Raw genomic sequence first — 20,967 nt, 5'->3', positions numbered from 1 at the left:
GAAAGTGTGCAAAATGCACAGAATTGCTTGTGCCATGCAAGCTACTGTGATAAAATGGCTATATATTGCAGACAGCCCGCTGCAATAGCACAGGTAAAGGGGAATCAATTGATGAAGGTAACTGCACAGTGGATAGCGGAGCAATGCGGCGTTTCACGCGGCACGGTTGATCGGGTGGTAAACGGACGCCCGAACGTGGCGCCTGAGGTGCGTGAGCGTGTGCAGAAAATGATTAACGAATACGGCTATAAAACACCGGCGCAGCGGCAGGCAGCGCGGGTGGGACGGGGTGCTTACCGGATTGGCGTGATTTTGCCGAGCTGGGACGCCTTTTTCATTCGCCGTATGCGGGAGGGTATCCGCGTGGCGGTGCATAACCGTGGTTTGAATGACGTAAATGTATTGGTGGAGGAACTGAAAAACCGCTCCCATCGCTCGTATTTCGAGGCGATCGAGCGGCTGGAGGGACGCGGGATTGACGGCCTTATCCTGACCGCGCCGGATACGCTCGCGATGAGCGAGGGAATTGACCGGCTGGTGACGGCGGGGATTCAGGTTGTTACCTGTGATTCTGACGTGCGTCAAAGCCGCCGTTTGTATCATATCGGACAGGATATGGTCAAATCCGGACGGGTGGCCGCGGGCCTGCTCGCGCCGTACATATCGGGTGCAGAGGTGCTGGTGGTGACGGGAAACCGTGAGTTTACCGCCCATGGATTGCGCGTGCGCGGCTTTCTGGACCGAATTTACGAGATTTTCGGCGGCAATGTCAATGCGCACGTGATTGAAAGCGTAGAACAGTATGAACTGACCTACGACGGTGTTTTGCAGAATCTGCGGCAAAATCCGCGTCTGCGCGGCATTTATATGGCAAATGAATCCGTCCGCGGCTGCATGGATGCACTCGAGCGCGCCAAGCCCGCGCGCCGTGTGCATGTGGTTTGTCACGATCTGACACCTCACGCACGGCAGTATCTGGAGGATGGACGGCTGGATTTTATCATTGATCAGGATTTTTCCGCGCAGACGACGCGAGCGATCGAGGTGCTGGCCCATACGCTGCGCACGGGGGAGCTGCCGCGGCAGGAGATTGAATATATCCATACGAGTATTATCACGAGGGAATTGCTCTGAACAGCGGGAGGAGACGACGACAGAACAGATGAAACGGATACGAACAGGCGCTTTGTTGGCCGGAGCGCTCTGTGTGCTGACGGTTGTGCCGGCCGGCGCGGTGAGTGTGCTGGATGTGGCAGGGGCAGGCATGTGGGCGACGGTTTCCGTGGCGCAGGATGCGCTTGGGCGCGACGGCGTGAATGCCGCGCCGCCGGTGCAAGATGAACAGTCGATCGGCTTTGTTGGGCTGGAAAAAACCGTCCGAGCAAACAATCAGACCATTCAAGGCTTTCAGAAAACGCTGGCGAGCATTCAGAATACCAACCTGGACGCGCAGTTTCTTGTGCAGGAGATGCAGTATCAAGCGCAGTACAAGCAGTATAAAGCGGAATACGATGCTTACAACGACTTTATCACGGCGCTGGGTCAGTCGCAGGACGCGGTCGCGCAGGCGCAGATTGCAATGGCAACCAAACTGCGAGATCTGGCGGCAGCCGGGATGGATACCATGAAACGGACGATTGACGGGCTGGATGAAGCGCAGGAAGAGGCCGAGGATCAGCTCGAAGACACCTATACCACCACGAAAAAACAGTTGGACAACACGGCAAACCAGATTGTCGTAGGTGCGCAGACCGCGTACATCGGCATCATCACCACGCAGGAGGGTATCGCAACGCTCGACCGGAACTTGGCGGCGCTCGACCGTCAGATTGCGGTGGTGGAGAAGCAGGTGGAGATAGGGATGGCCTCTCAGCTGACGCTGGATAACCTGCGCCAGACGCGCCGCACGACGGCGGCGCAGCGCGAAACACTCACACTGATGCAGACGACAACGGAAAACCAGCTGTCGCTGCTGTGCGGCAATACGGCTGCAACTACGGTCAAGCCGACTACGCTGCCGACCGTGACGGATGCGCAGCTGTCGGACATGAATTACGAAGAGGACCTGAAGGAAGCGCTGGACAACAGCTATTCCATCTGGTCGGCGCAGGATGCGGCGCGCGAGGCATCGAATCAGTATGAGGACGGGGAATCGTCCACCGTGGACGCCTATGAGGCGGCGAAACTCAATCTGGATTATGCCAAGGAGAGCGCCGAAAACACCTTCCGGCAGCTTTATCTGGATGTGCAGGACAAAAAACGTCTGCTGGACGAAGCAAAAGCCGCATATGATACCGAAAAGAAGAATTTCGATGTGGATGCGCTGCAATATGAGCGCGGTATGATCTCCCAGCTCGATTATTTGACGGCGCAGGACGATCTGGCCGCCAAACAGGATGCGGTCAACACGGCCGAGCATGACCTGTTTACGGCATACAATACCTACGATTGGGCCAAGCGAGGCTATATGGCAGGCGGCGCGATGTGACGGCAAATCGGAAAAGCGAGCGACGGAGGACACAGATGAAGAGCAAACGTATTTTGGCTGCTGTGATGGCGGCGGCGCTGCTGTTTGGCGCGGGCTGCGGCAAGGAGCAGGAGCAGACGGAAGAGGCGCCAACCGGGACCGCGGTGGAAGTGATGACGGTTGCGTCCGGCCCGATGAATGCGGAGTATTCCGTGACGGGCAAGGTGGTTGCGGTCAATGAAGTGCAGGTGTTCCCGCTTTTGGCGGGACAGGTGCTGACACTGCCAATCAAGGAAGGCGATAAGGTCACTAAGGGACAGGTGCTGTTTACCGTGGACACTTCGACGGTCACCTCCACGCTGGGCGCATTGCAGCAGTCGTACAGCGCCACCAAGGCCGCGACCGATGGCGCTATTTCGTCCGCGCAGCTCGGCGTACAGCAGGCGCAGATCGGTGTGGATCAGGCACAGCAGACATTGGATAACACCAAGGCATTGTATGAAGTCGGCGCAGCAGCCGCGCAGGATGTAACGCGCGCGGAGCAGGCGCTTGAGCAGGCGCAAGGTGCGCTGCAGCAGGCGCAGGCGGGCGTGTCGCAGGCGCAGGCGCAGCAATCCGCGTCTCTTGCGCAGATTCAGGCGTCAATGGACCAGATTACGACGCAGGCGGCGCTCGGCACGGTCAAAGCACCCTGCGCGGGTACCGTGACGGCGGTCAATGTGGTGCGCGGCGGCATGGCCTCTTCCGCGCAGCCCGGCGTGGTCATCGCGGAGGATGGCAAGGTGGAGGTTACCGCTTCGGTAGCGGAGGACGTATTTACCAACATCCATGAGGGCGACAGTGCGGGGATTGTGATTTCGGTGCTGTCGGATGACATGCTGCAGGGAACAATCGGTTCGCTGCCCGCAGCGGCCAATGCGCAGACCAATCTGTATGACATTCCGGTTGCACTGCCCGCAGGCACAGCGCCTCCCATCGGTGCGTTTGCGACCGTTACGTTTTACACGGCCCGCCGCAGCGATGCGCTGTCCGTGCCGACCGAGGCAATTCTGACCGGAACGGGCGACGAGCGGTACGTGTTTGTGGTTGACGATTTCGGAGAGGGCGATACCGCCACACGCGTGGTGGTGCAGACCGGTCTGGTCAGCAAAACGGATACCGAGATTGTGTCCGGCCTTGCCGAGGGTGACCGGGTAGTCGTCAAGGGGCAGTCCTACCTGGCGGACGGCGCGGTGGTGCGCGTGGTGTCCGGCGAGGATGATGCATCCGAGGGTGACACCGCAGCGGGCGTCACCAACGACACCGCGGATGCCGCAGCGGACGGGGAGGGCTGACACCCCTATGAAAATTGCGGAGAATTGTATCAAACACAACGTCATGACCATTCTGGCGTACATATTAGTCGTTGTGTTTGGTTTTTATTGCTTTCAATCCCTGCCGCTGGCACTTATGCCGGATATGGAGCTGCCGGTGGCGATTGTATATTCGACCTATGCGGGCGCGGGACCGGAGGATATCGAGCAGCAGGTGACAAGACCGCTTGAGTCCGCCTGTGCGGGCCTTGCAGGGTTGGAGACGCTCAGCTCGACCTCGGCGGAAAATATGTCCATGGTCATTGTGCAGTTTGCCTATGGCACCAATCTGGATAAGGCGATGACCGATATGCGCGACAAGGTCGATCAGGCAAAAGCCCTGTTGCCGGAGGACGCGACCGACCCGACCGTCATGTCGATTGACATCGACTCCATGCCGGTTATCATGGTTGCGCTGCGCGGCAACGATTTGGCAAGCCTGCAGTCGATGGCGGAGGACGAGATAGCGCCCGCGCTCGAACGTCTGGACGGCGTAGCTTCGGTGGATATTTCGGGCGGCTACGAAAATGAGGTCGCGGTCAAGACCGATGCGGCGCGCCTAAAGGGCTATAACTTGACGGTCAGCTCAGTAGCGCAGCAGCTGGGCGCGGACAATATGGCCGTGCCGGGCGGCGAGCTGGACAGCGGCTCACAGACCTTGTCTGTGCGCACGGACGGCGAATATCAGTCGATTGAGGACGTGAAAAACGCTCTGATCTCGCTGCCGGCGGGCGGCACGGTGCGTTTGAACCAGATCGCGGACGTTTCCTTGCAGCCCAAGGACCGCGATGCGCTGGCCAAGGTTAACGGCGAGGAATGCCTGATGCTGTCGGTCAACAAGCAGTCCGGATCGAACACGGTCGAGATTGCCGAGCGCGCAAAGGCGCAGCTGGACAGCCTTATTGAGAATAACGGCGCGTTGGAGTGGGATTTGGTCATGGACCAGTCCGACTACATCAACATGACGGTGGACAACGCGATGAGCAACATCTGGATGGGCGTGTTGTTCGCGGCGATTGTGCTGCTGGTGTTTCTGCGCGACTTCGGCGCGACGCTGGCAATTTCCATCGCCATGCCCTGCTGCATTCTGTTTACCTTCCTGCTGATGTTCGCACTGGACATCACCCTCAATATCATGTCGCTGGGCGGTATTGCGCTGGGCGTCGGTATGATTGTGGATAACTCCATCGTGGTGCTGGAAAACGTGTTCCACTACCGTGCGGACGGTTACGACCGCTGGGATTCCTGTGTCAAGGGTACACATGAGGTAGTGCTGTCGGTTACGGCTTCCACCCTGACCACCATCGCCGTTTTCCTGCCGATTGGTCTGTCCGGCGGCCTGACCGGTATGATGTTCAAAGAGTTCTGTATCACGATTGTGGCGCTGCTGGCTTCGTCGCTGCTGATTTCGCTGACGCTTGTGCCGCTGCTGTGCTACATTCTGCTCGATCGCGGCGGCGTGCATCGTCTGTCTGCTGCGGCGCCGGGCCTGCGTGATCAGGTTATCGCGGATAAGCCGGCGATACGGTTGTATAAAAAAGTGCTCAAGCTGTTTATCACGCGCCGCTGGATCGGCATTGCGGTGACCGTATGTATCTGTGTGGTTTCTGTTGTCAGCATTGTGGCGGCCGGCGCGGAGCTGATTCCCGAGATGGATCAGGGACAGGTGGATGTTTCGGTCAGCATGCCCAGCGGATCGACGATGGAGGAAACGGCTGCCATTCAAGACCGCATTGTAACAATTGCGGAGCAGACTGTGCCCGAAATCGATTTGATTTATTACAGCACGGGCAGCTCAACCTCGATTATGTCCAGTGCATCCGGGGCGAGTGTGACGATTATGCTCAAGCCGGTCGAGGAGCGCGACCGTTCGGCCGCGCAGATTGCCGCGCAGCTGCGCCGCGATTTGGCGGATATCGCAGGTTGTGAGATCACTGTGTCGGATGCCGGCATGATGGTGATGGACAGCGGTTCGGATATCAGCGTGCAGCTGTCCGGTAAGGATTATGATGAACTGGCAAAAACGGCGGAGGATCTGGCGCGTAAAATCGAAGCGCTGCCGGATGCGGTCAATGTCGAGTCCTCTGCGGGCGATCAGGTGCCGCGTGTGGCCATCAAGGTCAACCGAGAAAATGCATCCCGCTTCGGCCTGACAGCCGCTTCCATCGGTTCGCTGGTACGCGGCGAACTGACCGGATCGGTGGCAACCACGCTGCGCATGAGCGGCGAGGAATACGATGTGACGATATCGGGCGATGAAACGCTCACACAGGATATGGATGCGCTCAAATCCCTGCAGCTGCCCGCGCCCACCGGCGGCACGGTGCCGCTGTCCATGGTTGCGGATGTGTATACCGAGCTGTCGCCGCAGTCGATTTCGTGTATCAATCAGTACGAAACGGTTACCATTACGGGCGAGACGGAGTCGGGCGACAGCGTGAACATTATGCAGCAGGTAAACGACCTGATTGCAAACTATCAGATGCCAGAAGGCATCGAAGTCGAAAACGGCGACACGTCGGCTTCCAGCATTGAGGAGACGACCCGGTCGCTGATGACCGCGCTGATGGTGGCGATTTTGCTGGTGTATTTCATTCTGGCCAGCCAGTTCAATTCGTTTGTGCTGCCGGTGGCCATCATGCTGATTCTGCCGATTGGTCTGCTTGGTTCGCTGATGATGCTGTGGCCGACCGGAAACAAGGTGTCCATGGTGGCGCTGCTGGCGGTTATCATTCTGGCTGGTACGGTGGTCAACTCGTCGATTGTTCTGATTGACTATATTCTGCAGCGCCGTGAGCGAGGTGAGGATAAGCAGACGGCCATCCTCAATGCCTGCCCACGCCGTGTGCGGCCTGTGCTGATGACCGCGCTGACGACCATTCTCGGTCTGGTGCCGATGGTGTTCTCCGGCGGCGAAGGCTCGGAAATGATGAAGCCGATGGGCGTGGTAATGATGACCGGCATGGTAATTTCCACGGTGGCGACGCTGTTTATCACACCCGTGTATTATTCGTTGACCGACGGTTTGACCGAACGCGTGAAAAAACGCTTCCAACGCCCGAAAAAAGAACGGCATTGGCTGAAAAAGTTGAAAAAGCACGGGGAATGACGGAAATTTAAGATAAGTGACCGTTGCAATTTTGCATCGGATACGGTATGATTAAGGCGGCACCGCAGGGAGCGGTGCCGCCTGATTTGTAGAGGAAGAGAAGAAAGAAGGAGGCGGGCAGAATGAAACGATCGATTGCCATGGTGTCGCTCAGCATCCTGCTTTTGTCCGGGTGTACACAGCAGGCCGATGTGATGGAACCGACGGCGGAGGAGGCTGCCAAGGTCAATCCGCAGACGCAGGCGCTGGAGGCGGCGACGCAGGCGGGATTAATCAGTGAAGATGTGGCAGTCGGGCTGAGTGAACAGGAAGCGCTGCAGCAGGTTGCCGGGGCGGTGGATGAGGCACAGTATGACGTGGAGGCGACGGAGGAGACGCTTTCCGTCGGCGCGGATGCAGCATCGGCACGCGAATACTATGTGTTCGTCGTTAGCGATACCACCGGCCGGACGGTCGGCAAGGTGGCGGTGGACCGGGAGACCGGCGAGAAATACAACTATCTGGGGGACGGCGTGTTGGATGATTACGCCACCTTCCCTCTGTATGACGCGGAGGCCGAGCAGCACAAGGGGTGGCCGGGCAGCTATGTCAGTCCGGCGGGCGTGACGCTGACCATCACGCAGGAGGAGGAAACCGGAATTGTGTATTGCTTTTCGGACGGTACGGAAGGCACGGCAGCGGTTAACGGTGAGACGGCCAAATCCGCAGACGAGCAAATGAATTTCCTGCTCGCGGACGGGATTGTAACGGTCGCCGGCGGCGGACTGACGGGCAATTATATCGCTCAGTGAGGAAAAAAGGGAGATACAGTGCGTATGCAGCGGAAAGGCTTTGCATTTTTGCTTTTTGGTATCCTGCTGGTGCTGATGGAATATTCCGATCCGTGGATACCGATTATTGAGGACGTGCCATGGAGCCTGTTGGGGTTGGTGGCTGGTATCATAGGTTTGATACTGGTGCTCAATGGTGGAAAAGACGAATAACAGCCGCACATAAAGAGCCGCGGGGCGTTCGCCCCGCGGCTCTTTTCATAACTGATTTTTTATTCGACTTCGCTTTCGCCCAACAGTTCGAGCACATCAACCGGGGTGCCTGCACGGGCGGCTTCCACATGCAGATGTGGGCCGAGCGCCGCTTCCGCATCGATGGTCTCTGCAACCGTGCCAAGTGCTTCGCCTGCGGCAACGGCCTGTCCTTCTGCGACGCGCACATCGGTCACGCCGCAGTAGGTCGAGGTCAGGTCGGCATCATGCGAAAGCGTGACGCACGTGCCGTACAGACCGTCTTCGACCACCTTTTGCACTGTGCCGTCGGTCAGCGCCATGACGGTTTCTCCGGCTTCGGCGGCAAAATCCGTGCCGGTGTGCACGCGCCAGTCGCCAAAGGTCGGCTGGAACAGCAGTTCATCGCCGGAAAACGGCGTGATGACTGCGCCGGAAACCGGGCGCACATAAACCGGTGCGGATACCGTTTCAACCGGTACGGGAGCGGGTTCTGCAGTTTCGGCAGCAGTATCCTCGCTTTCTTCGGGCTGTGCTTGCTCGTCCTCATCCGTTGTCGTTGTCTCGTCTGCCTCGCCGCTCTCCTCGGACAGCACCGGCGTGTCTTCGCTCAGGTCGGGCAGTGTTTCCGCGGGCGTGACGATGGGCAGGCTGGCCTGCGTTTCATCGTCTGCGGGCGCGGTGGCGTCCGACCAGAGCACCCACGCGGATGCCGCGATAATCAGGGCGCAGACGGTCAGAATGGTGTAGAAGCCGCGGGTCGAAAGGACTGCGGTATGTTTGGAATGATATTGTTTCATATCCCTTTACCTCCGTTTTCCTCAGTATGACCGCGGAGGAAAAGGTTTATACATTGCTAAGCACGGTATCCGGATAATAATGCGATAAAATTTCTGTGTAATCTGCGCCTTGCTCGGCCATGTACTTGGCACCGTACTGCGACAGGCCCACGCCGTGGCCGTAGCCGATGGTATGGAAGGTGATGCTGTCATCCGTAGTGGTGATGGTGAAGTTGGTCGATTGCAGGCCGAACAGTTCGCGTACGGCCGACCCTTCCACGGTCACGCCGCCGAGCTGTACCGTGATGATACCGCCCGCATCCGAGCGGACAGACGCTTTAAACCAGTCGTTTGGCGGACCGGATACATCCGCCGAAGGAAATGCTTCCGCCACTTTCTCCCGAAATTCCGTCGCGGAAACGGTCACCGCCGCTTCATAGTCACTGTATGCCGTGCCGCCCGGACTGACCACGCTTTGCAGATAGGGCACATCCTCGCCCCATACGTCGCGCGCGGCTTCGGTGCGCGGTCCGCTGACACAGTGGAACACAGCCGCAATTGGTGCGCCGTCATAGGTCAGGATTTCTCCCTCGGTGTCCTGCACGGCCTGTTGTACGCGCGACAGGTCGCTGCCGGACGCGGTTTCCACCGCAATATCACGGTAAGCGGCACAGTGATGGTAGTCGTCACAGACATCGGCATCGGGATGCGCTGCGGGACGGCCTGCTGCCATTTTATAGACCGCATAAGTACGCGCCGCAACTGCCTGTGCCCGAATTGCTTCGAGCGGAAAGTCGTTGGGAATCTCGGCTGCGACCACACCGGCGACATAGTCCTCCAGCGGCAGCTGGGTAGGCTGGTTGTCAATCAAAACCGTGACGGTGGAGTAATCGCCTGTCGGCGCGGTTTCCGTTGCAGTCGGTACGGAAGCGGATGTTGTTTCGCTGTTTTTCGGCTCACCGTCATAAAGCAGAAGAGCGGGCGCCAGATATAACGCCAAAACCAGCCCGCATCCGGTGAGCAGCAGTTTACGCATGTCCGAAGCCTCCTTTCTCTGATAGTATATGCGGGTTAAAAATTTGATAGCACACCAAATGTAGGCGGATGTTGACAAGCCTTCCAATATATTGTATTATAAAAACAAGAAATACGAACAAACGTTCGATAAAAACAAGGAGGAAGAAAATGCAGCTGCAAGAAATGGCAAGGGAGTACCGGTCCAACACAGCGCTTCTGGAGCTGCGAGTGAAACAATTGCAAACGGCGCGGCGCCGTGCGGGACAGAGCGAGGTGAAATATCGACTGAAACAGCGCATCAATTGTCTGCAGGTCATGATCAACGAAAACCGCAAAACGGCTTTTGTGTTGGAGCATTATTACGACAGAGGAGGAGATGCACATGAAAACAGAAAGGCTGTCTAAGCAGACGGCGGATTACGCAGCATATGAGCGGTATGTCGCGGAGATAGGCGAGGATGACAGCGCGTTTCGCGCAAAATTCCGCGAGGCATTCTTTCATGCACTACAGGAGCAGCTGACCGCGCGGCAGTATCAAGTGCTGTGGCTGAGCGAAGTCGAAGGACTTTCCGGCAAGGAGATCTCCTACCGGTTGGGCATCAGCCAATCGGCGGTATCGCGCCATCTGACGCGCGGGAAAAAGCGTTTGCGGGTGCTGTTGTCCTATAATCTGGAGTTGCGGAACAATGCACTTGCATAAACACAGCGGTTTGCCGATGCTGTACGGAAAACAGTATGCATCGAATGAAAATAAAAAAACGCCTCCGGCGACAAAATGCCCCGGAGGCGCGGTGACAGGCAAAAAAAGAACGCGACATCAGGCCGCGCTATTGCACCGCCCCGTCGCGTGTCTTTAGCAATAAATAAAAACGGTTTCGAGCGAAGGTTGTCCAGCTGTCCACCGAGGATGCTAGAATTATAGCACCGGCAGAATGGCAAGACAAGGTTAAAATCTGACAAAATCTTGTTTACAATTTATTCATAATTGTACAATTCGACAAAACGGCAAAAGAAAAGTACAAAAATGCGGCAAAGTAAATAAAAAATAAGAAATTGCTTTACAAATTCGTGCGGACATGGTATCATATATTGTACTTTCGCCCCGCGCTTAGCTGCCGGAGTTCCGGGCATGTCCCTACCGTGCCCATTTCACCAGCCGCAGCCCAGCCTGTGGGTAAGTAAAAAAATTATTTGAAAGGTGAAACGCAACATGATCCGTAAGGAAGAAAAGACTGCCGTTATCGAGGCAAACCGCACTCACGCAACCGACACCGGTTCTCCGGAGGTTCAGGTAGCCATCCTGACCGCGCGCATTCAGGAGCTGACCGAGCACCTGAAGGTTCACAAGAAGGATAACCACTCCCGCCGCGGCCTGCTCAAGATGGTCGGCCAGCGCCGTTCCATGCTGGCTTACCTGCAGAAGAAGGACATCAACCGCTATCGTGCGCTGATTGCCAAGCTCGGCATCCGTAAGTAAGAAGAACAAGCAAATAGGGGAGCAGTCTGCTCCCCTGTTTCTGTTTTCAAAAGGAAGGCGGCAAAACCGCTTTTTAGCAGTTGAAGCAGAGCCGGAGCCGGGTTTTCCGTGTTTGCTTCAAGTGCTAAAAAAGGGATGTGCCGCCCTCCGCAACACAAAAAAGGAGGAAAAAACATGGCAAACATCAACCACTTTGACTTCAAAAACTATCGCGTTTTTGAAACCGAGATCGCCGGCCGCAAGCTGACGGTCGAAACCGGCAAGATGGCACAGCTGGCCAACGGTTCCTGTCTGGTGCGCTACGGCGACACCGCCGTGCTGGTCACCGCGACCGCATCGGCCAAGCCGCGCGACGGCATCGACTTTTTCCCGCTCTCGGTTGATTTTGAGGAGCGCCTGTACGCAGTAGGCCGCATTCCGGGCAGCTTTATGCGCCGCGAGGGCCGTCCGAGCGAGCGCGCGATTCTGGCATCTCGCCAGATTGACCGCCCGATGCGTCCGCTGTTCCCGAAGGACCTGCGCAATGACGTGTCTATCGTCTGCACGGTGCTGGAAAACGATTACGATAACTCCCCCGAGGTGGTGGGCCTGTTGGGCGCATCCATCGCGGTTTCGATTTCGGACATCCCGTTTGACTACGTTGTTGCGGGCTGCCAGGTCGGCATCATCGATGGCAAGACCGTCATCAACCCGACGAGCGAGCAGCGTAAGCAGTCCGAAATGGACGTTACCCTGTGCGCAACCAAGGACAAGATCGTCATGATTGAGGCGGGCGCGAAGGAAGTGCCCGAGGACGATATGTTCAACGCATTGATGGAAGCGCATGAGGAGCTCAAGAAGATCTGCGCGTTCATTCAGGGCATCAAGGATGAAATCGGCAAGCCGAAGTTTGAGTACGAGCATCACGACATCGACCACGACCTGTTCGACAAGCTCGAGGCAGAGTGCAACGACAAGTTCGAGGTTGCAATGGATACCGATGACAAGACCGTCCGCGATGCGGGCGTGCGCGAAATTGTCGATGCGTTTGAGGCTACTCTGTCCGATGAATACAAGGAAGAGCACGGCGCGAACCTCGCTGAGTGTGTGGACAAGCTGGAAAAGAAGATTGTGCGCCGCTGGCTGGCAAACGGCAAGCGTGTCGACGGCCGCGGCATGGAGGAAGTCCGCCCGCTGGCAGCCGAGGTGCATGTGCTGCCGCGTGTGCATGGTTCGGGTATGTTCACCCGTGGCCAGACGCAGGTGTTGACGCTCTGCACGCTGGGCACGCTGGGCGATGCGCAGGAGCTTGATACCATCTTTGAAGAGACCGAAAAGCGCTATATCCACCATTACAACTTCCCGTCCTTCTCGGTCGGTGAAACCCGCCCGTCCCGCAGCCCTGGCCGTCGTGAGATTGGTCACGGTGCGCTGGCTGAGCGCGCGCTGCTGCCGGTTATCCCGCCCGTCAGCGAGTTCCCCTATGCGCTGCGTCTGGTTTCTGAGGTTATTTCCTCCAATGGCTCGACCTCGCAGGGTTCGGTCTGCGGCTCTACCCTCGCGCTGATGGACGCCGGTGTGCCGATCAAGGCGCCGGTTGCGGGTATTTCCTGCGGTCTTATCACCGACGGCGGTCAAGAGACCACCTTCACCGATATTCAGGGCGTAGAGGACTTCTATGGCGACATGGACTTCAAGGTTGCCGGCACCAAGAAGGGTATTACGGCCATTCAGGTTGATATCAAGGTCGACGGCCTGACCCCGAACATCATCAAGCAGGCGTTTGAGAAGTGCCGCGTGGCCCGTTACGGCATTCTGGACGAAATTATGCTCAAGGCCATCCCGGCGCCGCGTGAGGATGTGTCCGAGTGGGCACCCAAGATGACCACCATGCACATCCATCCGGATAAGATCCGTGAGGTTATCGGTAAGGGCGGCAGCGTGATCCAGAACATCGTAGCTGAGTCCGGCGCGAAGGTTGATATCGAGGATGACGGCACGGTCACCATCGCAGCGGTCAAGGCTACCGATGCGGACAAGGCCAAGAAGATGATCGAAGCGATCGTCAAGGAGCCGGAGCCGGGCGAAATCTACTACGGCAAGGTCGTGCGCCTGATGAACTTCGGCGCGTTCGTCAACCTGCTGCCGGGCAAGGACGGCATGGTGCACATCTCCAAGATGGCGGACCACCGCATCGAGAAGGTGGAGGACGCTGTCAAGGAAGGCGATATGGTCTGGGTCAAGGTCATGGAGATCGACGACAAGGGCCGCGTCAACCTGTCCATGAAGGACGTCAAGGAAGAAGAGAAGGTAAAATAATCTCTTTTTGGCAAGTATAACAGAGGGTTTCGGCGCAATTTTTGCACCGAAACCCTTTTCCATTTGCCCCGTATGTACAGCGTGTGTTATAATAAAAAGCAATCCCGATTTGGAAAGGAAATGAACCGATGGCCCAGACCTCCGTATCGCTCCCCGAGGGCGATCTGCGCGTGGCGCGCTGTGATATGCTGGACAAGCTGATTGCCGCTGCGGACGGTGACGCAGCGCTGCTGTATCTTTACGTCCTGCGGTACGGCAGCGCGGACGGCAAAACCGCAGCGCGTGCGCTGCATCTGTCGCAGGAGCGGTATGAGCGCGCAGCGTTCACGCTCAACGGCTTGGTCACGCCCGCTGTGCCGCCGCAGGCGGACAAGCCTTCGGATACGCCGCAATACACGGCGGACGAACTGCGCCGTGCACGGCTGGACGACCACAAGTTTGCGGCGGTTTGCGACAGTGCGGAGAGCGTGCTCGGCCGCACCCTGACCGAGGGACAGCTGCGTTGTCTGCTGACGGCCTACGATCACCTCGGCCTGTCGGCGGGCGCGATTATCGAGCTGCTTTCTTATCTCAAAGGCGAAAAAGGCGTGGTGCGGCTGAGCGACATCCGACGCGAAACCTATCTGTGGGCGGATATGGGCGTGGTTTCCGCACAGCAGGCGCAGCAGTATCTGGCGCGTAAGGCAAACGAAAAGCCGCTGAGTGAGGCGGTTTACAAGGCGCTCGGCGCGGACCCGGCGCAGCCTGCCCCCAAGGAACAGCGTGTGTGCCGCTTTGCACTCGCGCACGGCTTCCCGCCCGAGGCGATTGAGCTGGCGGTCCGTCGCACGGACAAGCAGCAGGGACACAAGAGTCTGGACTACACGCTGGGTATCTTGCGCCGCTGGGACGAGGCGGGTGTACATACGGTAAGTGAAATCACTGCGCTCGAGCCCGAGACGCGGGCGGCGGTCGGCCAGACCCCGGCGCAGCCGACCGATCCCGGCACGCTGGCTGCATGGGAACAGGACTGGGCGGCGCGCGTGCGCAGCCATCGCCGCAAAACGGAGGAATAAGCCATGGGATATGATAGAAAGCTATTGGCGGCGGCGCGGCGTGAGCTGGAACGTGAGCGCACAGCGCGCAGCGAAGAATTTGAGGCGCGCCGACGCGAGGTGTACGCACGAGAACCGCGCATCCGCGCGATCGATCGCACGCTGTCGCAGACGGCAGCGTCGGTTCTGCGCGCGGCGCTCAATACAGGCGGTGATCCGTCGGCCGCGATCGAGCAGCTGCGCGGGCAAAATCTGGCCTTGCAGGCCGAGCGCGCGGAGCTGCTGCGCGGCATGGGGCTGGATGCGGATTATCTGACCGAAAAACCGATGTGCGAAAAGTGCGGCGACACAGGCTATGCAGGCAGTGCGACCTGCGACTGCGTCAAAACGCGGTATGCCGCGTTGCTGCGCGAGCAGCTGTCCGCAGTGCTGCCTATCCGCGACCAGAATTTTGCGCATTTCCGCATGGATTACTATTCCACTCGACCGGACGCGCGTCTGGGTTTATCCCCACGGGAAAATATGGAGTATAATCTGGATGAGTGCAAGACATATGCCGAAAAGTTCGGCGCACACTCGCCCAATCTGCTGCTGTATGGCTCGACCGGGTTGGGCAAGACCTTCCTTTCATCCTGCGTTGCCGAGGCGGTCGCCGCGCGCGGGTTTTCAGTGGCATATGATACGGCAATCAATATCGTCGCAGCGTATGAGACAATCAAATTCGGCAACGGCGACGGCGAAGCCGCGGCCGAGCGCGCGGCACGCTATGAGCGCGCCGATCTGCTCATTATAGACGATATGGGCACCGAAATGGGTACGGCGTTCACGGTGTCTGCTTTGTACAACCTTATCAACAACCGCTTGATGGCAGGGCGGCCGATGATTGTCAACACCAATTTGCCGCCGGAGGCGCTGGCGGAAAAATATTCGCCCGCCGTGGCGTCTCGTCTGCTGGGCGAGTTTGTGTCGCTGCGCTTTTTCGGGGACGATATCCGCCTGATGAAAAAGCAAAAGAAAATGTAAACAATTCTTTCACAGCACGTTCAAAGTTTATTCACATATTCCCCGGCTGTATGGGGTATACTAAGCATGTCGATAAGGGAAGCCGCAATCCCGAATCGACAGCCTACCGATCTTTTATTTCTCTTTTACCCCCCTTTATTTTGTGAAATGAGCGAAAAACCCCCGGTTCCATTTCCCCCATGGACCGGGGGTTTTTCCCGCTCTTCAGGCGGCGCGGGCAATGTCATAAACCTTTCAAAGTCTGTTCAAAAGCTGTTCACACTTTTCTGACTTACATGCGCTATACTATGATTGTCGGAAGGGAAAAACACCATTCCAACCGATACCCCCTTTTTACATTATGTTTTCTTTCTTTCACCTTTTCTTTTTTATCCTCTTTTTCATTTTGCATTGGCGTGCGCCCTGTTTTCCATTCCCCCTTTTGGAAAACAGGGCGTTTCCCATGTTTATGAAAAAATAGGCTGGAAACAATTCTTTCACAGCATATTTATAATCTGTTCACACTTTCCTGCGCTGCATGGGGTATACTAAGTATGTCGATAAGGGAAGCCGCAATCCCAAATCGACAGCCTACCGATCTTTTATTTCTCTTTTACCCCCCTTTTTCAAATCTGTGTAGTGAATGGGCAAAGCGCCGTCACCTCGTTTCCCCCGACGAGATGGCGGCGCTTTCCTGTTGTGCGCAAGTCGGATTGCCCCTTGCGTAAGAGAAAGCAATGCGGTATACTAAAAAATAGGCAAGAAAAGATATGTTAGGAGTTGTTGTAGTATGGGTTGTTCGCATAACTGCGAATCCTGCTCTGCGGGCTGCGGCGGCGAAAAGAGCCTGAAGGTCGCGGCAAATCCCGCGGCTTCGGTTAAAAAGGTCATCGGCATTGTGTCCGGTAAGGGCGGCGTGGGCAAAAGCCTGCTGACCTCAATGCTCGCGGTTGGTATGACGCGCAAGGGTTATACCTGTGGCATTCTGGACGCGGACATCACCGGCCCGTCCATCCCCAAGACTTTCGGCGTGCATGATAAGCTCGAAGGCTGCGAAGAGGGTATCCTGCCCGCGCGCAGCGAGGGCGGCGTACAGATGATTTCGATCAATCTGGTGCTGCCGAACGAGGATGACCCGGTTATCTACCGCGGGCCCATCATCGCGGAAACGGTAAAGCAGTTCTGGTCGGACGTAATATGGGACGACGTGGATTTCCTGTTCGTCGATATGCCGCCCGGTACGGGCGACGTGCCGCTGACCGTGTTCCAGTCCCTGCCGGTGGACGGCATTCTGGTCGTTACCTCGCCGCAGGATTTGGTCAGCATGATCGTGGGCAAGGCGGTCAAGATGGCGAAAATGATGGATATCCCGCTCATTGGCGTGGTGGAGAATTACAGCTATTTGGAGTGCCCGGACTGTGGTAAGCACATTACGGTTTTTGGCGAAAGCCACGTGGACGAGGTAGCGGCTGGATACGGTCTGCCTGTTCTGGCCAAGCTGCCAATTGATCCCAAGCTGGCCGCCGCAGTGGATGCCGGTAAAATCGAGGATGCCAAGCTGCCTGACGCGCTTTCCGGTGCGCTCAAGATGGTGGAGGGCCTTCGATGAATATCGGCGTAGCATATGACGGCGGGCAGATTGTCAAAAATCTGGGCGAATGCCGCTCGTTTTTGATTGTCAGCGCGGAGGGGCAAAACCCGACGGGCAAGCGGCTGGCCTCTGTGGAGGGAACCAGCACGACCGATTTGCTCAAGTTGGTGAGCATGGAAAAAATTGATGTGCTTATTTGCGGCGCGCTGGGACTTGCCATGCGCAACGCGCTGGAGATGATCGGCGTGCTGCTTGTACCGGGCTGCGAAGGCTCGGCCGAAGAAGCGGTCGCAAAATTTCTGGTGGGCGAAAGGCAGGGAGATCCGGCACTGCTCGAAATCGGGCGGGAGGAAGACCCGGACGATCCGATGGCCTGCATGCATGACTGCGCCAAGTGCGCAGGCTGCGGCCCAATAGAGATTCTGCGCCAGATCCCGGAAGGGCAGGAAGAGAACTGAAAAATAAACGGGGCGTCCGATGCGGGACGCCTCGTTTTTACGGAATCGTCCGAAAGGGGGCGGACGGTTATAACTTTTTGGAGTATGGGGAGGAAAAATGAGGAAGTTAGTTTATCGGTATTTGTGGTTTATCATCGGTGTTATCATCAATTCGTTCGGCGTGGCGATTATCACCAAGGCGGCGCTCGGCACCTCGCCTATTTCCAGCGTACCATATGTGCTCAGCCTGCGGTTTGTGCCCTCGCTGGGGCAGTTTACATTTGTGTTTAATCTGCTGTTTATCGCGGCGCAGGTGGTCTTGCGTGGACGCAAGTTTCCGCCAATTCAGTTTTTGCAGATCGTCGTCAATCTGGTGTTCAGCGCGTTTATCGATGTCGGCATGAAAGCGCTGTGGTGGTTTGAGCCTTCTTCGCTGCCGGTGAAACTTGCGGCACTGGTGATTGGCTGCGCGGTTTTGGGCTTCGGTATCAGCGTCGAGGTTGCACCGGATGCGCTGCTGGTGCCGGGCGAAGGCGTTGTGGATGCAATCACCGAACGGACGGGCAAGCGCTTTGGTTCGGTCAAAATTGCGTTCGACGTGACGCTGGTTATCATTGCACTGATTCTGTCTTTTATCTTCTTCCGCGGTATCAACGGTCTTGGGGTAGGCACGATCGTGTCTGCGCTGATCGTAGGCCGGTTTGTCAACCTTTACAATGCGCATCTGCCGCTCATTCCGCGCATTCGCATGCTGCGTGCAGTAGCGGTGCCGGAGGTGGAGCAGGAGATAGCTGTGGATAATGAGGGAATGCAGACCGAGGTCGAGACAGAGGCCTGAGAGAGCCGCTCCTGTGTTTGCGCGGGTAAAAGCAGGGCTGTTCGCGTTTAGCGGACAGCCCTTTTGTCAGCAAACGGCGAAAATAATCTTGCGATGCAAGGAAATTTATCGAAAAATGCTGATGCTTTTTATACAGGGGTGTTGTATAATAAATCTATAACCGAAAACGGGGCGTCGCGACCCCACGGAAACGGAAGGATTTTCTGCGATGGATAAGATTACCGCCGCCTTAGTTGGCGGCCTGTTTGACGAGGGCGGTTTTTCCGCCTATGCGCGTCCGGTGCTGTTCGGTACGGCGGGCGATACGGTGCGGGACGAGCTGCCTGATGCCGTGGATGCGTGTTACTTTGTGCATAACGAACGGGAGCCTGCGCTGGCAGGTGCGCAGAGCATTGCGCTGACGGAGGGCAATCGTTTTGCAGCGCTCGGCAATCTGCCGGAGAGCGAGCATGTGCTTGTGGTTGCCGCACCGTTTGTGCTTGCCGAGGACGATGCGCTCACCCATCTGATCGAGACGCATGTGACGACCGGTTATGGCGTCAGCGTACTGGTGGACAAGCAGCAGGGATTCGATGCGGAGGGCCAGCCCATCCCGCGCGACACGCATTGCCTTGCCGCGATGTTCACCTACGAGATGCTGCAAAAGGCGCTGGCGGCGGGCGGTGATACGCTGGATGCGCTGGTGGAGGCGGCAGTCGCCGCAGGCGCACAGAAGGGCGTCGCCGTGACAAACGAGATCGTTGAGATCTGCGACGGCGGTTCGGCTTATATCGCGTTCCGCGCGATGGTAAACCGCGTCAATTTCACGCTGATCGAAAACGGCGTGCAGATTTTTGATCCGGCAAACACCTATATTGCGCCGGACGCCGAGATCGAGGCGGGGGTAACGATTCTGCCCGGCTGCCATATCCGTCCGGGCTGCAAGGTGGGCGCGGGTGCGGTCATCGGCCCGAACTCCATTCTGGAAAAGGCTGAGATCGGCGCGGGTACGACGGTGAACAATTCGCAGGTGTATGAGTCCAAGATTGGCGCACACACTACGGTTGGGCCGTTTGCCTATGTTCGTCCGCAGTGCGTAGTGGGTGATGGCTGCCGCATCGGCGACTTTGTCGAGCTGAAGAAGTCCACCATCGGCAACGGCACTAAGGTGTCCCACCTGACTTATATCGGCGACGCAACCGTCGGCGAGCGGGTGAATTTCGGCTGCGGCACGGTTGTGGTCAACTACGATGGGTATCATAAGTATCAGACCGTCATCGGCGATGATTGCTTTATCGGGTGCAATACCAATCTGGTTTCGCCTGTCACGCTGGGCGACCGTGCGTTTACCGCGGCCGGAGCTACCGTGACCAAGGATGTGCCGGCGGGTGCGCTGGCGGTGGCCCGTGCGCGGCAGACCACGCTTGAGGGCTGGAACGACCGTCGTCGCGCGGCACATGAAAAAGAGCAAAATAAAAAGTAAAAATAGAAAAAACGGGATAAATTTTATCATTATGACGGAGGCTTACCAATGATTTCTCACGGAAAAAATATTAAAATTTTCTCCGGCAACTCTCACCCCGCACTGGCAATGCAGATTGCGTCCGCGCTTGGCCTGTCGATCGGCAAAGCGGCGATTTCCACCTTCGCGGACGGCGAGATCTCGGTTTCCATTTCCGAGTCTGTGCGCGGTTCGGACGTGTTCCTGGTACAGTCCACCTGCGGTCCGGTCAACAACAACCTGATGGAGCTGCTCATCATGATTGACTCCTGCAAGCGTGCGTCTGCCGGCCGCATCACGGCGGTTATCCCTTATTTCGGCTATGCGCGGCAGGATCGCAAGAGCAAGGCGCGCGATCCGATTTCAGCAAAGCTGGTCGCCGACCTCATTACCGCGGCGGGCGCAGACCGTGTGCTGACCATGGACCTGCATGCTGCGCAGATTCAGGGCTTTTTCGATATCCCGGTGGATAACTTGCTCGGTTCTTCCGTGCTGATTCCATATATTGCGGGCAAGTTCGGCGTGGGTACGGATGATACGGTTATCGTCTCTCCCGACCTGGGATCGGTCACCCGTGCGCGCAAGTTCACCGAAAAGCTGGACATGCCGCTTGCCATCATTGACAAGCGTCGCCCGAAGGCGAACGTATCCGAGGTTATGAACATCATCGGCAATGTTGAGGGCAAAAAGTGCATCCTCGTGGATGACCTGATCGATACGGCGGGCACGTTGGTGCATGCGGCGGACGCGCTGGTGGAAAAGGGCGGCGCGACCGAGGTCTACGCTTGCGCGACCCATGGCGTGCTGTCCGGCCCGGCAATTGAGCGGATTGCGAACAGTCCGATCAAGGAGATGGCGATTCTGGATACCATCCCGCTGCCGAGTGAGAAGAAGCTGGACAAGATCAAGGTCTTGTCGGTAGCGCCGGTGCTCACAGAAGCCATTGCACGTATTTACGAAGAGCTTTCGGTATCGACACTATTCGACTGAGACAGACGGATGATTTGACAATTTTGGGGGGCGGACGACAGATGCTCGTCCGCCCTTTTTCTCTATCCGGCAGCCAATGACGGCCGGAAAAATAC

19 protein-coding genes are annotated in these 20,967 nt (G+C 57.3%); 17 read left to right on the top strand and 2 right to left on the bottom strand.

Features of this window, described 5'->3' with window-relative positions:
- Window positions 1–111 precede the first annotated feature (111 nt).
- The 6 genes from ACTQ34_RS01485 to ACTQ34_RS01460 all read left to right on the top strand — a co-directional run bounded on the left by ACTQ34_RS01485 (window position 112) and on the right by ACTQ34_RS01460 (window position 7,911).
- Window positions 112–1,134, top strand: coding sequence for a LacI family DNA-binding transcriptional regulator (locus tag ACTQ34_RS01485; RefSeq protein ID WP_441362164.1), 1,023 nt, complete (start codon window positions 112–114; stop codon window positions 1,132–1,134).
- 28 nt (window positions 1,135–1,162) lie between these two features.
- A complete protein-coding gene (locus ACTQ34_RS01480) occupies window positions 1,163–2,488 on the top strand; it encodes a TolC family protein (RefSeq protein WP_441362163.1) in 1,326 nt (441 codons plus the stop codon).
- Between the two features lie 35 nt (window positions 2,489–2,523).
- Window positions 2,524–3,801 (top strand): efflux RND transporter periplasmic adaptor subunit, encoded by a 1,278-nt coding sequence (locus tag ACTQ34_RS01475; RefSeq protein ID WP_441362162.1) that lies wholly within the window; start codon window positions 2,524–2,526, stop codon window positions 3,799–3,801.
- Window positions 3,802–3,808: 7 nt separating this feature from the next.
- Window positions 3,809–6,928: an efflux RND transporter permease subunit gene (locus ACTQ34_RS01470; protein WP_441362161.1), complete on the top strand. Its 3,120-nt coding sequence runs from the start codon at window positions 3,809–3,811 to the stop codon at window positions 6,926–6,928.
- Between the two features lie 122 nt (window positions 6,929–7,050).
- Window positions 7,051–7,719, top strand: coding sequence for a hypothetical protein (locus ACTQ34_RS01465; RefSeq protein ID WP_441362160.1), 669 nt, complete (start codon window positions 7,051–7,053; stop codon window positions 7,717–7,719).
- 24 nt (window positions 7,720–7,743) lie between these two features.
- Window positions 7,744–7,911 (top strand): hypothetical protein, encoded by a 168-nt coding sequence (locus tag ACTQ34_RS01460; protein WP_441362159.1) that lies wholly within the window; start codon window positions 7,744–7,746, stop codon window positions 7,909–7,911.
- A 59-nt stretch (window positions 7,912–7,970) separates the two neighbouring features.
- Here the strand turns inward: ACTQ34_RS01460 and ACTQ34_RS01455 are convergent, their stop codons facing one another.
- Window positions 7,971–8,729, bottom strand: a complete 759-nt coding sequence (locus ACTQ34_RS01455) for a peptidoglycan DD-metalloendopeptidase family protein (protein ID WP_441362158.1) — start codon at window positions 8,727–8,729, stop codon at window positions 7,971–7,973.
- A gap of 46 nt (window positions 8,730–8,775) precedes the next feature.
- Window positions 8,776–9,744 carry a stage II sporulation protein D gene (gene spoIID / locus ACTQ34_RS01450; protein WP_441362157.1) on the bottom strand — a complete coding sequence of 323 codons (969 nt, stop codon included), beginning with the start codon at window positions 9,742–9,744 and terminating at the stop codon, window positions 8,776–8,778.
- Window positions 9,745–9,893: 149 nt separating this feature from the next.
- Here spoIID and ACTQ34_RS01445 point away from each other — a divergent pair, with 149 nt between their 5' ends.
- The 11 genes from ACTQ34_RS01445 to ACTQ34_RS01395 all read left to right on the top strand — a co-directional run bounded on the left by ACTQ34_RS01445 (window position 9,894) and on the right by ACTQ34_RS01395 (window position 20,872).
- Entirely contained in the window at window positions 9,894–10,130 is a 237-nt protein-coding gene (locus ACTQ34_RS01445; RefSeq protein ID WP_441362156.1) for a hypothetical protein, read from the top strand.
- Window positions 10,108–10,425 carry an RNA polymerase sigma factor gene (locus ACTQ34_RS01440; protein ID WP_441362155.1) on the top strand — a complete coding sequence of 106 codons (318 nt, stop codon included), beginning with the start codon at window positions 10,108–10,110 and terminating at the stop codon, window positions 10,423–10,425. Before ACTQ34_RS01445 ends, ACTQ34_RS01440 begins: the two co-directional genes overlap by 23 nt.
- A 510-nt stretch (window positions 10,426–10,935) precedes the next feature.
- The gene (gene rpsO / locus ACTQ34_RS01435) at window positions 10,936–11,202 is read left to right on the top strand and encodes a 30S ribosomal protein S15 (RefSeq protein WP_297282848.1); all 267 of its coding nucleotides are present in this window, start codon (window positions 10,936–10,938) and stop codon (window positions 11,200–11,202) included.
- A gap of 174 nt (window positions 11,203–11,376) precedes the next feature.
- Entirely contained in the window at window positions 11,377–13,500 is a 2,124-nt protein-coding gene (locus ACTQ34_RS01430; protein ID WP_441362154.1) for a polyribonucleotide nucleotidyltransferase, read from the top strand.
- Window positions 13,501–13,628: 128 nt separating this feature from the next.
- Window positions 13,629–14,555 carry a DnaD domain protein gene (locus ACTQ34_RS01425; protein ID WP_441362153.1) on the top strand — a complete coding sequence of 309 codons (927 nt, stop codon included), beginning with the start codon at window positions 13,629–13,631 and terminating at the stop codon, window positions 14,553–14,555.
- A gap of 3 nt (window positions 14,556–14,558) precedes the next feature.
- A complete protein-coding gene (locus ACTQ34_RS01420; RefSeq protein WP_441362152.1) occupies window positions 14,559–15,557 on the top strand; it encodes an ATP-binding protein in 999 nt (332 codons plus the stop codon).
- A 769-nt stretch (window positions 15,558–16,326) separates the two neighbouring features.
- Window positions 16,327–17,145 (top strand): P-loop NTPase, encoded by an 819-nt coding sequence (locus tag ACTQ34_RS01415; protein ID WP_441362151.1) that lies wholly within the window; start codon window positions 16,327–16,329, stop codon window positions 17,143–17,145.
- Window positions 17,142–17,585, top strand: coding sequence for a NifB/NifX family molybdenum-iron cluster-binding protein (locus ACTQ34_RS01410; RefSeq protein ID WP_441362150.1), 444 nt, complete (start codon window positions 17,142–17,144; stop codon window positions 17,583–17,585). Before ACTQ34_RS01415 ends, ACTQ34_RS01410 begins: the two co-directional genes overlap by 4 nt.
- Before the next feature lie 97 nt (window positions 17,586–17,682).
- The gene (locus ACTQ34_RS01405) at window positions 17,683–18,402 is read left to right on the top strand and encodes a YczE/YyaS/YitT family protein (protein ID WP_441362149.1); all 720 of its coding nucleotides are present in this window, start codon (window positions 17,683–17,685) and stop codon (window positions 18,400–18,402) included.
- Window positions 18,403–18,610: 208 nt separating this feature from the next.
- Window positions 18,611–19,864 carry a DapH/DapD/GlmU-related protein gene (locus tag ACTQ34_RS01400; protein ID WP_441362148.1) on the top strand — a complete coding sequence of 418 codons (1,254 nt, stop codon included), beginning with the start codon at window positions 18,611–18,613 and terminating at the stop codon, window positions 19,862–19,864.
- 48 nt (window positions 19,865–19,912) lie between these two features.
- Complete coding sequence (locus tag ACTQ34_RS01395) at window positions 19,913–20,872, top strand: ribose-phosphate pyrophosphokinase (protein ID WP_441362147.1); 960 nt, start codon at window positions 19,913–19,915, stop codon at window positions 20,870–20,872.
- Window positions 20,873–20,967: the final 95 nt, after the last annotated feature.

Source organism: Agathobaculum sp. LCP25S3_E8, assembly GCF_052117165.1.
Taxonomy (GTDB): Bacteria; Bacillota; Clostridia; order Oscillospirales; family Butyricicoccaceae; genus Agathobaculum.
Note: the sequence above shows the minus strand (reverse complement) of the source record. Positions and strands in the feature narration are given on the sequence as shown.

Bases quoted from the DNA above. Each gene is read 5' to 3' on its own strand.
- ACTQ34_RS01410 (WP_441362150.1), top strand. From the start codon at position 17,142: ATGAATATCGGCGTAGCATATGACGGCGGGCAGATTGTCAAAAATCTG.
- ACTQ34_RS01415 (WP_441362151.1), top strand. From the start codon at position 16,327: ATGGGTTGTTCGCATAACTGCGAATCCTGCTCTGCGGGCTGCGGCGGC.
- ACTQ34_RS01455 (WP_441362158.1), bottom strand. From the start codon at position 8,729: ATGAAACAATATCATTCCAAACATACCGCAGTCCTTTCGACCCGCGGC.
- spoIID (WP_441362157.1), bottom strand. From the start codon at position 9,744: ATGCGTAAACTGCTGCTCACCGGATGCGGGCTGGTTTTGGCGTTATAT.
- ACTQ34_RS01425 (WP_441362153.1), top strand. From the start codon at position 13,629: ATGGCCCAGACCTCCGTATCGCTCCCCGAGGGCGATCTGCGCGTGGCG.
- ACTQ34_RS01440 (WP_441362155.1), top strand. From the start codon at position 10,108: ATGAAAACAGAAAGGCTGTCTAAGCAGACGGCGGATTACGCAGCATAT.
- ACTQ34_RS01480 (WP_441362163.1), top strand. From the start codon at position 1,163: ATGAAACGGATACGAACAGGCGCTTTGTTGGCCGGAGCGCTCTGTGTG.
- ACTQ34_RS01485 (WP_441362164.1), top strand. From the start codon at position 112: ATGAAGGTAACTGCACAGTGGATAGCGGAGCAATGCGGCGTTTCACGC.
- ACTQ34_RS01400 (WP_441362148.1), top strand. From the start codon at position 18,611: ATGGATAAGATTACCGCCGCCTTAGTTGGCGGCCTGTTTGACGAGGGC.
- ACTQ34_RS01460 (WP_441362159.1), top strand. From the start codon at position 7,744: ATGCAGCGGAAAGGCTTTGCATTTTTGCTTTTTGGTATCCTGCTGGTG.
- ACTQ34_RS01465 (WP_441362160.1), top strand. From the start codon at position 7,051: ATGAAACGATCGATTGCCATGGTGTCGCTCAGCATCCTGCTTTTGTCC.
- ACTQ34_RS01395 (WP_441362147.1), top strand. From the start codon at position 19,913: ATGATTTCTCACGGAAAAAATATTAAAATTTTCTCCGGCAACTCTCAC.
- ACTQ34_RS01430 (WP_441362154.1), top strand. From the start codon at position 11,377: ATGGCAAACATCAACCACTTTGACTTCAAAAACTATCGCGTTTTTGAA.
- ACTQ34_RS01405 (WP_441362149.1), top strand. From the start codon at position 17,683: ATGAGGAAGTTAGTTTATCGGTATTTGTGGTTTATCATCGGTGTTATC.
- ACTQ34_RS01420 (WP_441362152.1), top strand. From the start codon at position 14,559: ATGGGATATGATAGAAAGCTATTGGCGGCGGCGCGGCGTGAGCTGGAA.
- rpsO (WP_297282848.1), top strand. From the start codon at position 10,936: ATGATCCGTAAGGAAGAAAAGACTGCCGTTATCGAGGCAAACCGCACT.
- ACTQ34_RS01470 (WP_441362161.1), top strand. From the start codon at position 3,809: ATGAAAATTGCGGAGAATTGTATCAAACACAACGTCATGACCATTCTG.
- ACTQ34_RS01445 (WP_441362156.1), top strand. From the start codon at position 9,894: ATGCAGCTGCAAGAAATGGCAAGGGAGTACCGGTCCAACACAGCGCTT.
- ACTQ34_RS01475 (WP_441362162.1), top strand. From the start codon at position 2,524: ATGAAGAGCAAACGTATTTTGGCTGCTGTGATGGCGGCGGCGCTGCTG.